1 pseudogene is annotated in these 671 nt (G+C 20.7%); it reads left to right on the top strand.

Annotation, left to right across the window (positions count from 1 at the left end):
• Nucleotides 1-283: 283 nt before the first annotated feature.
• Nucleotides 284-671, top strand: a pseudogene (locus GQX97_RS13580) (pyridoxine kinase); the annotation flags it as partial.

The following is a 671-nucleotide window of genomic DNA, read 5'->3' as shown; positions in this document are numbered from 1 at the left end:
CATAAATATCATAATCTGACATATTATCATTAATTAAGCTTGTTTGAGAGCCTGAAAGAACTATAGCATCTATATTATTTTTTTGTGTTGCGTATTCTATATAATCTTTTATGATTTTGTTTATATTGGTGTTCATATAATAAATATCCTAATTTGTTTCTARATATTATAATATAATTTTTATAAAAATATAAGAAATCTATTAGAAAAAATAATTATCTTATCTATATATAAATTTTACCGAATATAATAAACAGGATTATATTAATATAGGATTGGTTTCGTGCTTTTAGGAAATGATGCTTATAACAAATTTACAGAATATGTTGAAAATAATATTAATTTTGAGTTTCTATCACATATACCTGGATATGATAAGAGTTATGAAGTTCAAAAAGAATCTATCATTAAACTTATAAAAAAATCTAATAATAATGAAGCTTTTATAGATTATGCTGCATATACTTATCAAACTCTAAAAAGTAATATAATAAAACAAATAGTATTAGCTCGTATAAAAAATGAAAACGGGGAAGAGTATTCTTTTATTAATGATGATAAATTTAATCTTTCAGATGATGAATTAGTTAATTATTTATCTGTGCTTTTAATATTAAAAGATATAATGCATACAAGTTATATAGCATATCTTCCTATTTACAATGAGTATA

The organism is Brachyspira sp. SAP_772, assembly GCF_009755885.1.
Taxonomy (GTDB): domain Bacteria; phylum Spirochaetota; class Brachyspiria; order Brachyspirales; family Brachyspiraceae; genus Brachyspira.
This window is presented reverse-complemented; position numbering and strand designations above follow the sequence as displayed.